At 51.0% G+C, this 12,895-nt stretch carries 8 protein-coding genes; all 8 read left to right on the top strand.

From position 1 onward, the window contains the following. The first annotated feature begins 199 nt into the window (after positions 1-199). The 8 genes from SH451x_RS01400 to SH451x_RS01365 all read left to right on the top strand — a co-directional run bounded on the left by SH451x_RS01400 (position 200) and on the right by SH451x_RS01365 (position 12,729). Entirely contained in the window at positions 200-1,450 is a 1,251-nt protein-coding gene (locus SH451x_RS01400) for a DUF1559 family PulG-like putative transporter (protein WP_479360501.1), read from the top strand. A gap of 514 nt (positions 1,451-1,964) precedes the next feature. Next, positions 1,965-3,212 (top strand): DUF1559 family PulG-like putative transporter, encoded by a 1,248-nt coding sequence (locus tag SH451x_RS01395; RefSeq protein ID WP_479360500.1) that lies wholly within the window; start codon positions 1,965-1,967, stop codon positions 3,210-3,212. 236 nt (positions 3,213-3,448) lie between these two features. Beyond that, entirely contained in the window at positions 3,449-4,696 is a 1,248-nt protein-coding gene (locus SH451x_RS01390; protein ID WP_479360499.1) for a DUF1559 family PulG-like putative transporter, read from the top strand. Positions 4,697-5,162: 466 nt separating this feature from the next. Continuing rightward, a complete protein-coding gene (locus SH451x_RS01385) occupies positions 5,163-6,410 on the top strand; it encodes a DUF1559 family PulG-like putative transporter (protein WP_479360498.1) in 1,248 nt (415 codons plus the stop codon). A 272-nt stretch (positions 6,411-6,682) separates the two neighbouring features. After that, positions 6,683-7,930 carry a DUF1559 family PulG-like putative transporter gene (locus tag SH451x_RS01380; protein WP_479360497.1) on the top strand — a complete coding sequence of 416 codons (1,248 nt, stop codon included), beginning with the start codon at positions 6,683-6,685 and terminating at the stop codon, positions 7,928-7,930. Positions 7,931-8,157: 227 nt separating this feature from the next. Further along, complete coding sequence (locus SH451x_RS01375) at positions 8,158-9,405, top strand: DUF1559 family PulG-like putative transporter (protein WP_479360495.1); 1,248 nt, start codon at positions 8,158-8,160, stop codon at positions 9,403-9,405. 139 nt (positions 9,406-9,544) lie between these two features. After that, a complete protein-coding gene (locus tag SH451x_RS01370) occupies positions 9,545-10,942 on the top strand; it encodes a DUF1559 family PulG-like putative transporter (RefSeq protein ID WP_479360494.1) in 1,398 nt (465 codons plus the stop codon). 491 nt (positions 10,943-11,433) lie between these two features. Next, positions 11,434-12,729 (top strand): DUF1559 family PulG-like putative transporter, encoded by a 1,296-nt coding sequence (locus SH451x_RS01365; RefSeq protein ID WP_479360493.1) that lies wholly within the window; start codon positions 11,434-11,436, stop codon positions 12,727-12,729. Positions 12,730-12,895 lie beyond the last annotated feature (166 nt).

The following is a 12,895-nucleotide window of genomic DNA, read 5'->3' as shown; positions in this document are numbered from 1 at the left end:
TGCTACGCAATTTTGTACGGGACCTTGTGAGATCCAACGTGTTTTAAATGGTTGCGACGGATGGATTAACATCCTTTCGCACCCGGGTAGTGCTATTGCAACAATTGCTTTAGATGCGATTAGCCTCACAGGCTCTCGTTGCTGAACAGCATCCCGCATTTATTTCTTAGTTGTTTTCTCTTCTAGTAGTGGAAATTCGATGAAACGTACATTTAAGAGCGGTTTTACGCTCGTGGAGCTTCTGGTGGTTATTGCCATCATTGGTATCCTCGCTGGCCTATTGCTGCCGGCAATTCAACAGGCCCGCGAAGCGGCTCGCAAGATGAGTTGCGGCAGTAACATCCGCCAACTCGGTTTGGCTTCGATGGAATACGAACAGGCCTTCAAACGGCTGGTCGGTTTTGATAGCCCTTGGGGATCGGCCGATCCCGACAAAGGCTTTGAACAGTCGCGTGACCCGCGCTGGAGCGGATTTATCGGCCTCTATCCCTTCATGGACCAAGCTCCGCTTTACCAAAAAATTCACAACGGGTTCGTTGCGAAGGTATCAGGCGTAGCCACAAGTTACGGTCCGTACGGATCTCCAGGAATCGCCGTGAATGGCTCGGAGTCCGGTGCTGCATTCCCTTGGGACACGGCATACCCGCCAAACCGCACCCAAATTGGGATGCTTAAGTGCCCATCTGACCCGTACAAGATGATGCCAAACAACCCTTGGAACGGCGCACGCGTCAACTATGCCTATTCCTTCGGCGACATGCAGGTCGGCCAAAATGCAACATCACTGGACGTCGACCACGTTCGCGGCGCATTCCAACGCCAGTACTACTTCGGCCTTGAAAGCATTCTGGACGGCTACTCCACAACGGTGATGTTTGGAGAAATAAGCACACCTGAAACTCGTTCGCTCAACGAGGCGGCCAACCAAGGCATCACAGAGATCGACGTTCGAGTCCAAGGTCGATCGAACTACGATCTGGCTCCCCAAGCCGACTACCGTGGGATCAATGTGGTCGACTGCCGCAATAAAGCTGTCGGCGGAATCTACCAAGGAAGCACCCGTTATTGGGGTCGCCATGGCACACGCAACCTTGATTGCTTGACTGCGTGCACCGGAATGACGACCATCATCGGACCTAACGGCGGGTCCTGCACGCCGACGACCGATGCTCATGGCGAAGGTGACGGAATCTATAGTGCGGGCAGTTTCCACTTCGGTGGCGCCCACGTCATTATGTTCGATGCCAGCGTCAAGTTCATTAGCGACTCGATTGACACCAACGATGCTCGTCCTGGAACGACAGCGGCAGACTATTATTCCCCCGGACGTATCTACGACCAGGACGCTTGGCGCACGACGCCGAACTGGAATCAGCAAAGTCCGTTTGGAACTTGGGGCGCTATGGGCTCCAAATCGGGTGGCGAGTCACCACAAGTGATCCCCGAATAGGAACCTAGTTGTTTCTCCTGCAATCGCGCCAGCATTCATCAAAAATGCTGGCGCGAAGTGCTTCTGAAGGCAAAATCCGGCTTGGCTGGCTGCCAATCTTCAAATTCTTCTGAATTCTCGCTGGGCGACGCTCTTTTCGTCAGCCCCCTACAGCAGCGAGCAGTGCCGCAATGGATCCCTATCCAACATTAACGCCGCTTGCGAGCGGAACCACGCCCAACAAGCTTCGTTTTGCACAGCTTGTCTCAATTTGCAACGCTTAAGCCCCAGCAGGTGACCCACCCCACAAGCGGAAAAAACTTTTCTAAAAATACATGAAAGCTGTAATAACACTCAAAATCTAAGCGGTTTCGCACAATTTCATATCTTCTTTTTTCGACTTTATCGCGAATCCAGCGAAACCTTTTTCCTGGGCGCGAGAGATGCATTCGGCTACGTATTACCCGCAATCGGGTAAATAATTTCCGGACGCCAGCCCAGGGCTGGTAATGCATTTTTTTGAGGTCTTATTTATATGAAGCGAACTATTCGCAAGGGCTTTACGCTCGTCGAACTGCTGGTGGTCATTGCCATCATCGGTATTCTTGCTGGCTTGCTATTGCCAGCTATTCAACAGGCTCGCGAAGCAGCTCGAAAAATGAGCTGCGGCAGCAACATCCGCCAATTGGGCTTGGCGTCGATGGAATATGAACAAGCCTTCAAGCGGCTTGTCGCTTTCGATAGCCCTTGGGGTAGTGAAGATCCTGATAAAGGATACGGAACAGCTCGCGATCCACGTTGGAGTGGTTTCATTGGCTTGTATCCTTTCATGGATCAAGCGCCTTTGTATCAAAAGATCCACAATGGATATGTTGCAAAAGTTCAAGGACAACAACGTGCTTACGGCCCTTACGGTTCCAATGGCGTAGCTGTTGGCGGCGCTGTTGTTGCCTCCGCATTCCCTTGGGATGCAGCTTACCCACCTGTTCGTACCCAAATCGGAATGCTTAAGTGCCCTTCCGATCCGTACAAAATGATGCCAAACAACCCTTGGAACGCTGCTCGCGTTAACTACGCCTATTCGTTCGGCGATATGCAAGTCGGACAAAATGCTACGTCCTTGGACGTTGACCATGTTCGCGGTGCATTCCAACGCCAATACTTCTTCGGTATGGAAAGCATCATCGACGGCTACTCCGGAACAGTTATGTTCGGCGAAGTCAGCACGCCTGAAACCCGCTCGCTCAACGAAGCACAGAACGGCGGCGTGACCGAAATCGACGTGAAAGTCCAAGGTCGCTTGAACTACGACTTGGCTCCACAAGCGGATTACCGAGGCATCAACGTTGTCGATTGCCGCAACAAAGCTACCGGCGGGATTTACCGCGGAAGCACCCGTTATTGGGGCAAACAAGGAACTCGTAACCTGGACTGCTTGACCGTTTTCACCGGGATGACAACCATTCTGGGACCAAACGCTGGCGGTTGCACACCTTCCAACAACGGTTGGGGTGAAGGCGACGGGATCTACAGTGCTGGTAGCTTCCACTTCGGTGGAGCTCACGTCGTCATGTTTGACGCTAGCGTGAAATTCATCAGCGACTCGATCGATACCAACGACATCCGCCCAGGTATGGTCGCAGCAGACTACTATTCACCTGGCCGTATTTGGGACAACGCATGGAGAACCACGCCGAACTGGAACCAACAAAGCCCGTTCGGAACTTGGGGTGCCATGGGTTCCAAGTCTGGTGGAGAAGCGCCTCAGGTTATTCCTGACTAAAAAAAGTTAACCAAAACGAGAAACTTTTTCCTAACGGCCGCGAGCCATTCGCGGCCGTTTTCCATTTTGAGGTGGCCCAATTCTACAGGGTTTCGGCCTTTTTTCGAAAATTGAGACGCTTCCGAAGACTTCTTTTCTTGATTGTTTCGTGGCCCTTCTCTTGCGAACAAGACCCTAAAGATCGCGCTTTTTTCTACCCGCGGTTTTTATTGTCATTCTTTTTCCAGGGTTTCGTAATGAGAAAAACTTTTCGTAAGGGCTTTACGCTCGTCGAACTGCTGGTGGTCATTGCCATCATCGGTATCCTTGCTGGCTTGCTATTGCCAGCTATTCAACAAGCTCGCGAAGCAGCTCGCAAAATGAGCTGTGGCAGCAACATCCGCCAATTAGGTTTGGCGTCGATGGAATATGAACAAGCCTTCAAACGGCTTGTCGGTTTTGATAGCCCATGGGGCAGTGAAGATCCTGATAAAGGATACGGAACAGCTCGCGACCCACGTTGGAGTGGTTTCATCGGATTGTATCCTTTCATGGATCAAGCTCCTCTGTACCAAAAGATCCACAACGGATATGTCGCCCGCGTTCAGGGTGAGCAGCGTGCTTACGGACCTTACGGCTCCAATGGCGTGGCTGTTGGTGGCGCGGTCGTCGCTTCTGCATTCCCATGGGACACTGCATATCCGCCTAACCGTACGCAAATCGGTATGCTCAAATGCCCTTCTGATCCGTACAAAATGATGCCAAACAACCCTTGGAATGCGGCTCGCACCAACTACGCCTATTCTTTCGGCGACATGCAAGTTGGACAAAATGCTACATCTCTGGACGTTGACCATGTTCGCGGTGCATTCCAACGCCAATACTTCTTCGGCATGGAAAGCATTATCGATGGTTACTCGGGAACCGTTATGTTCGGCGAAATCAGTACCCCAGAAACTCGCTCGCTAAACCAAGCTGAGAATCAAGGTGTGACCGAGATCGACGTTCGCGTTCAAGGCCGCTTGAACTACGACCTAGCTCCGCAAGCCGACTACAGAGGCATCAATGTTGTCGATTGCCGCAACAAAGCAACCGGCGGCATCTACCAAGGAAGCACCCGCTATTGGGGCAACCAAGGCGTTCGCAACCTAGATTGCTTGTCTGTATTCACCGGCGTGACAACGATTATCGGGCCGAATGGTGCTTCATGCACACCTTCCAACAACCCTTGGGGTGAAGGCGACGGTATTTATAACGTTGGCAGCTTCCACTTTGGTGGTGCTCACGTCGTAATGTTCGATTCAAGCGTCAAATTCATTAGCGATTCGATCGACACCAACGACACTCGACCAGGCGTGACCGCAGCCGATTACTACTCGCCTGGCCGTATTTACGACGGGGGCTGGAGAACCACACCAAACTGGAATCAACAAAGCCCGTTTGGAACCTGGGGAGCTATGGGATCTAAGTCTGGCGGCGAGTCGCCTCAAACTATCCCTGAATAAGCCTTAGCCTTTCAAGAGGACCAACTTAGCCGCGAATACCTTCGCGGCTATTTTTTTGGGCCGCGAGCTGCAAAACCACAGTGGGCCGCTCAACTAGTGTGATCCGCTCATCGTAAAGACTTAGGAGAGGCTCCATGCCTCAGAGGCGCGGACCTCAGAGCCATCTTGTCGACCAAACCTCTCTCGCGTCTGCTCGCAAAAGGCCCAGCTCAAACGACCGGGGAAAGACTCGCGAACGTGACTCGCGCAAGGAAAATCACGAAACGACTTGCGCTTATCTTGCCTCACCACGACCGCAACACACTCCATGAGAAATGTATCGCGGCAACTGGAAATTTTCTTTTGTAATTTCCTACATAGCCGGGTGGGCCTACCGTGGCACCCTTCTTGCCTTTTAATACCTAGCGTGGCGGTATTACGACCGTCCGTTTCATTATTTTCATTTTAATAGAAGGGTTTCGTACTAATGCGAAAAACTTTTCGTAAGGGCTTTACGCTCGTCGAACTATTGGTGGTTATCGCCATCATCGGTATTCTCGCTGGCTTGCTATTGCCAGCCATTCAACAGGCTCGCGAAGCAGCTCGAAAAATGAGCTGCGGCAGCAACATCCGCCAATTGGGCTTGGCGTCGATGGAATACGAACAAGCCTTCAAGCGGCTTGTCGGTTTTGATAGCCCTTGGGGTAGTGAAGATCCTGATAAAGGATACGGAACAGCTCGCGATCCACGTTGGAGTGGTTTCATTGGCTTGTATCCTTTCATGGATCAAGCGCCTTTGTATCAAAAGATCCACAATGGATATGTTGCAAAAGTTCAAGGACAACAACGTGCTTACGGTCCTTACGGTTCCAATGGCGTAGCCGTTGGCGGTGCAGTTGTTGCCTCCGCATTCCCTTGGGATGCAGCTTACCCACCTGTTCGTACCCAAATCGGAATGCTTAAGTGCCCTTCCGATCCGTACAAAATGATGCCAAACAACCCTTGGAACGCTGCTCGCGTTAACTACGCCTATTCGTTCGGCGATATGCAAGTCGGACAAAATGCTACGTCCTTGGACGTTGACCATGTTCGCGGTGCATTCCAACGCCAATACTTCTTCGGTATGGAAAGCATCATCGACGGCTACTCCGGAACAGTTATGTTCGGCGAAGTCAGCACGCCTGAAACCCGCTCGCTCAACGAAGCGGAAAATGGCGGCGTCACTGAAATCGACGTCCGTGTTCAAGGTCGATTGAACTATGACTTGGCTCCACAAGCAGATTATCGAGGTATCAATGTTGTCGATTGCCGCAACAAGGCTACCGGCGGGATTTACAAGGGAAGCACCCGTTATTGGGGCAAACAAGGAACTCGTAACCTGGACTGCTTGACCGTTTTCACCGGGATGACAACCATTCTGGGACCAAACGCTGGCGGTTGCACACCTTCCAACAACGGTTGGGGTGAAGGCGACGGGATCTACAGTGCTGGTAGCTTCCACTTCGGTGGAGCTCACGTCGTCATGTTTGACGCTAGCGTGAAATTCATCAGCGACTCGATCGATACCAACGACATCCGCCCAGGTATGGTCGCAGCAGACTACTATTCACCTGGCCGTATTTGGGACAACGCATGGAGAACCACGCCGAACTGGAACCAACAAAGCCCGTTCGGAACTTGGGGTGCCATGGGTTCCAAGTCTGGTGGAGAAGCGCCTCAGGTTATTCCTGACTAACCTGTAGTTGCCCACAATTTAATCGCTGCTCCCTGGTCATCCTAGGGAATACACAAGACCTAAGAGGGTTGCGAAATCTCGCAACCCTCTTTTTTTATGCAGTCGCCAAGACTGCCTGGCCAGAATCTCTCTCGAAAAACTAATCGATCCATTACTTGGAACACTTTGCTTACGAGCAATTTAATAGCAAGTGCCGCAAGTAACCTCCCACTCCCGCAGATCTCTTTTGCGGTGTTTTACTGTCTTTCTATTTCTAAAAGGTTTCGCTTCCAATGCGAAAAACGTTCCGTAAGGGTTTTACGCTTGTTGAGCTGCTGGTGGTTATCGCCATCATCGGTATTCTTGCTGGGCTTCTACTGCCAGCGATCCAACAAGCTCGTGAAGCAGCTCGCAAAATGAGCTGTGGCAGCAACATCCGCCAATTAGGTTTGGCGTCGATGGAATATGAACAAGCCTTCAAGCGGCTTGTCGGTTTTGATAGCCCATGGGGCAGTGAAGATCCTGATAAAGGCTATGGTACCGCGCGCGATCCACGCTGGAGTGGTTTCATTGGCTTGTATCCGTTCATGGATCAAGCTCCCTTGTACCAGAAGATCCACAATGGATACGTCGCGAAGGTTCAGGGACAATCTCGTGCTTATGGACCTTATGGTTCGAATGGCGTAGCTGCAGGTGGCGCTGTCGTCGCTTCTGGGTTCCCATGGGACTCAGCTTATCCACCAAACCGTACGCAAATCGGAATGCTTAAGTGCCCTTCTGATCCGTACAAGATGATGGCCAACAACCCTTGGAACGGCGCTCGAACAAACTACGCCTACTCGTTTGGTGATGCTCAAGTTGGACAAAATGCTACATCGTTGGACGTGGACCACGTTCGCGGCGCTTTCCAACGCCAGTATTACTTCGGCATGGAAAGCATCATTGATGGTTACTCGGGAACAGTTATGTTCGGCGAAATCAGCACCCCAGAAACTCGCTCGCTAAACCAAGCTGAGAATCAAGGCGTGACGGAAATCGACGTTCGCGTTCAAGGTCGTTGCAACTACGACTTGGCCCCGCAATCGGACTATAAAGGTATCAACGTTGTCGATTGTCGTAACAAGGCAACTGGTGGCATCTATAGAGGAAGCACCCGCTACTGGGGCAATCAAGGCGTTCGTAACCTAGATTGCTTGTCTGTTTTCACCGGCGTGACAACAGTACTTGGACCAAACAGCGCTTCTTGCACTCCGTCAAATCATCCGTGGGGCGAAGGCGATGGACTCTACACTGTCGGTAGCTTCCACTTTGGAGGTGCTCACGTCGTAATGTTCGATTCAAGCGTTAAATTCATCAGCGATTCGATCGACACCAACGACATCCGCCCAGGTATGGTCGCAGCAGACTACTACTCGCCTGGCCGTATTTATGACGGTGGTTGGAGAACAACCCCGAACTGGAACCAACAAAGCCCGTTCGGAACTTGGGGCGCCATGGGATCCAAGTCGGCCGGCGAAGCTCCACAAGTTATTCCTGACTAAGTGTGAATAACGCAGAAACTTAATTTGATAGCCGCGGGCGTCCCGCGGCTATCTTTGTTTTCACCGTGGTGGAAAGCAAACGTTTCGCAGCAAAAACTCGAATCTACATAATAAAGTAGATTTTATCTTCGCGTCATTCTCGGCGCTCCCATTGCATTTGCGTCTTATGGCCCGCGGAAAATCTTTTCGCAGGCTATCTGTCTTTCTTTCTATTCTAAGGTTTCTTAATGCGAAAAACGTTTCGTAAGGGCTTTACGCTCGTCGAACTATTGGTGGTTATCGCCATCATCGGTATTCTTGCTGGGCTTCTACTGCCAGCTATTCAACAAGCTCGCGAAGCAGCTCGCAAAATGAGCTGTGGCAGCAACATCCGCCAATTGGGCTTGGCGTCGATGGAATATGAACAAGCCTTTAAGCGGCTTGTCGGTTTTGATAGTCCATGGGGCAGTGAAGATCCTGATAAAGGATACGGAACAGCTCGCGACCCACGTTGGAGTGGTTTCATTGGCTTGTATCCTTTCATGGATCAAGCTCCTCTGTACCAAAAGATCCACAACGGTTATGTCGCTAAGGTGCAAGGCGAACAACGTGCCTACGGCCCTTACGGCTCCAATGGCGTAGCCGTTGGCGGTGCAGTTGTTGGAAGTGGTTTCCCATGGGATACAGCTTACCCACCAAACCGTACTCAGATCGGGATGCTTAAGTGCCCTTCCGATCCGTACAAGATGATGCCAAACAACCCTTGGAATGGAGCGCGTACGAACTACGCGTACTCCTTTGGTGATGCTCAAATCGGACAGAACGCTACGTCGCTTGACGTTGACCATGTTCGCGGTGCATTCCAACGCCAATACTACTTCGGCATGGAAAGCATCATCGACGGATACTCCGGTACCGTCATGTTCGGCGAAATCAGTACGCCAGAAACTCGCCCGCTAAACCAAGCTGAGAATCAAGGCGTGACAGAAATTGACGTTCGCGTTCAAGGTCGTTGCAACTACGACTTGGCGCCTCAAGCCGACTACAAAGGTATCAACGTTGTCGATTGCCGCAACAAAGCAACCGGCGGAATCTACAAGGGAAGCACCCGCTATTGGGGTAACCAAGGCGTTCGTAATCTGGATTGCTTGTCAGTCTTCACCGGCGTAACAACAGTACTAGGTCCTAACAGCGCATCTTGCACCCCATCCAATCATCCTTGGGGTGAAGGCGATGGACTTTACACTGTCGGTAGCTTCCACTTTGGTGGTGCTCACGTTGTAATGTTCGATTCAAGCGTCAAATTCATCAGCGATTCGATCGACACCAACGACATCCGTCCAGGTATGACGGCAGCGGATTACTACTCGCCTGGTCGTATTTACGACGGTTCATGGAGAACAACCCCGAACTGGAACCAACAAAGTCCGTTCGGAACTTGGGGCGCCATGGGATCCAAGTCTGGTGGAGAAGCACCACAGGTTATTCCTGACTAATAGTTGCTTAGTGTAAGCATCAGCTAGCAGCAAACTTCTCAAAATAGAAATGCTGCTCGACGAACCAAGAGGGTCGCGAGAATTCGCGACCCTCTTTTTTGGTTGTTATCGAACATTTCACGCAATCCGTTGCAGTAGAATGATGAGTGCTTCTCTGCCTGCACTCGCCACTCAGACGCAAGAGCTTGCAAGCGATTCTGCGACCAGAGAAAGCATTCCGGCGGAACATGCTTTCGATTTTCAACAGGTTATGCGCACGAGCACTTGCAAAGGCTACACGCTTCTTGAACTGATGATGGTGATTGCTGTCATCAGTGTTCTCGTTACTTTATTGTTACCAGCCTTACAATTTGGCCGGGAGTCGTCGCGGAAAGAAGCCTGCGCCAGCAACATTCGCCAGTTGGGCTTGGCCTCCTTAGAGTATGAACAAACTTTCCATCGCCTTGTTTCATTCGATAGCCCTTGGGGTGCTGGAGATGCCGACCTCAAATATGTCCAATCGCGTGAACCTCGCTGGAGTGGATTTATAGGTCTGTACCCGTTCTTGGGACACACTTCAGATTACACGCAAATACACGAAGGGTTGATTGCGAGAGTGCAAGATCGACTATTCGCGTATGGTCCGTATGGCTCCAATGGTGCAGCCATCGACGGCGCTGTCTCAGTGTCTGCCTTTCCTTGGGATCTAGCATATCCGCCAAACCGGACGCAAATTGGAATACTCAAATGCCCTTCGGATCCGTACACGATGCGTCCGAGTAATCCTTGGAATGGTGCGCGCGTCAACTACGCGTTCTCCTTTGCAGATATGCAAGTCGGTCAGAATTCGGTTGCCTTGGACGTTGTCCACGTCCGTGGTGGCTTCCAACGCCAATACTACTTCGGCATGGAAAACATTATCGACGGCTATTCGGGTTCAATTATGTTCGGCGAGATAAGCACGCCGGAAACGCGTTTCCTTAACGAAGTTCAAAATGCGGGAGTTAAGGGAATTGACGTTCGTGTTCAAGGTCGTGTGAACTACGAATTGCCACAGCAGGCAGACTACAAAGGCATCAATGTTATCGATTGCCGCAATAAAGCGATTGGTGGGATCTACAAGGGAAGTACTCGCTATTGGAGCAAGCAAGGTACTCGCAACTTAGATTGCTCTTCCGTTCTCACAGGGATGACAACCATCCTTGGACCAAACGCAGGCAGCTGCGCACCGATCAATAATGCGTGGGGAGAAGGCGACGGAATCTACAGCGCTGGCAGTTTTCACTTTGGCGGTGCTCATGTTGTTATGTTCGATGCTAGCGTCGATTTCATCAGCGATTCGATCGATACTGATAACTATAACCCGGAGGAAACGCCAGCGGATTACTACTCTCCAGGGCGTATCTGGCTTAACGGAGCGTGGCATCAGACTCCTAACTGGAATCGACGTAGTCCGTTCGGTACTTGGGGGGCAATGGGGTCGGTGTCTGGTGGTGAAGCACCTTCTATTCCACCAAAACCAGAGCCAGAATGGTTTTCCATACCGCCCACGAAATAAGAAGATTACCTGCCGTCAGAATTAAGTTGCGTTTGCGTAAAGGCCTTCGATTTCAGCCATCTTCCCATCGTTGGCGGTAGTTTCGGAATGAACGACTTTAAATTTCACTCAATCGGAGTCACCACATCTGCACGTCGAATTGGTTGCTATCATACGTGATTGGGTAATCTTTCTAGCCGTGGGGCGTCGAGTATTGGTTAAGGCGAATTGGTCGGATGCGAATTCTTGTTAATAGACGACAATTGCCTCAAGAAACAATCGCGGCGTCCAATAGAAATATTGATGCTGCACGAAGTCCTGAGAGGGTCGCGAGAATTCGCGACCCTCTTTTTTTGTCGCTATCGAACATTTCACTCAATCCGTTGTAGTAGAATGACGGGTGCTTCTCTTACTGCACTCGCCACTCAGATACAAGAGCTTGCAGCCGAGTCTATGACAAGAGAAAGCATTCCGGCGGAACATGCTTTCGATTTTCAACGGGTTTTGCTCACATGCGCACGAGCACTTGCAAAGGCTACACGCTTCTTGAACTGATGATGGTGATTGCTGTCATCAGTGTTCTCGTTACTTTATTGTTACCAGCCTTACAATTTGGCCGTGAGTCGTCGCGGAAAGAAGCCTGCGCCAGCAACATTCGCCAATTGGGCTTAGCATCCTTAGAGTATGAACAAACTTTCCATCGCCTTGTTTCATTCGATAGCCCTTGGGGTGCTGGAGATGCCGACCTCAAATATGTCCAATCGCGTGAACCTCGCTGGAGTGGATTTATAGGTCTGTACCCGTTCTTGGGACACACTTCAGATTACACGCAAATACACGAAGGGTTGATTGCGAGAGTGCAAGATCGACTATTCGCGTATGGTCCGTATGGCTCCAATGGTGCAGCCATCGACGGCGCTGTCTCAGTGTCTGCCTTTCCTTGGGATCTAGCATATCCGCCAAACCGGACGCAAATTGGAATACTCAAATGCCCTTCGGATCCGTACACGATGCGTCCGAGTAATCCTTGGAATGGTGCGCGCGTCAACTACGCGTTCTCCTTTGCAGATATGCAAGTCGGTCAGAATTCGGTTGCCTTGGACGTTGTCCACGTCCGTGGTGGATTCCAACGCCAATACTACTTCGGCATGGAAAACATTATCGACGGCTATTCGGGTTCAATTATGTTCGGCGAGATAAGCACGCCGGAAACACGTTCGCTTAACGAAGTTCAAAATGCGGGAGTTAAAGGAATTGACGTTCGTGTTCAAGGTCGTGTGAACTACGAATTGCCGCAGCAGGCAGAGTACAAAGGCATCAATGTTATCGATTGCCGTAACAAAGCGATTGGTGGGATCTACAAGGGAAGTACTCGCTATTGGAGCAAGCAAGGTACTCGCAACTTAGATTGCTCTTCCGTTCTCACAGGGATGACAACCATCCTTGGACCAAACGCGGGCAGCTGCGCACCGATCAATAATGCGTGGGGAGAAGGCGACGGAATCTACAGCGCTGGCAGTTTTCACTTTGGCGGCGCTCATGTTGTTATGTTCGACGCAAGCGTCAAATTCATCAGCGATTCGATTTATACCGAAAACTTTTGGCCGCAGTACACGCCAGCGGATTGCTACTCGCCTGGTCGTATTTGGCATAACGGAGCGTGGCATTCAACTCCTAACTGGAATGGACGTAGTCCGTTCGGTACTTGGGGGGCAATGGGGTCGGTGTCTGGTGGTGAAGCACCTGCTATGATCCCAGAGCCGCCAAAACCGGCCCCCGAATGGTTTTCCATACCGCCCACGAAATAAAAAGGTTACCTGCCGTCAGAATTAAGTTGCGTTTGCGTAAAGGCCTTCGATTTCAGCCATCTTCCCATCGTTGGCGGTAGTTTCGGAATGAACAACTTAAAATTTCACTCAATCGGTTTCACTACATCTGCACGTCGAATTGGTTGCTATCATACTTGATTGGGTA

Source organism: Njordella aestuarii (assembly GCF_056494165.1).
This window is presented reverse-complemented; position numbering and strand designations above follow the sequence as displayed.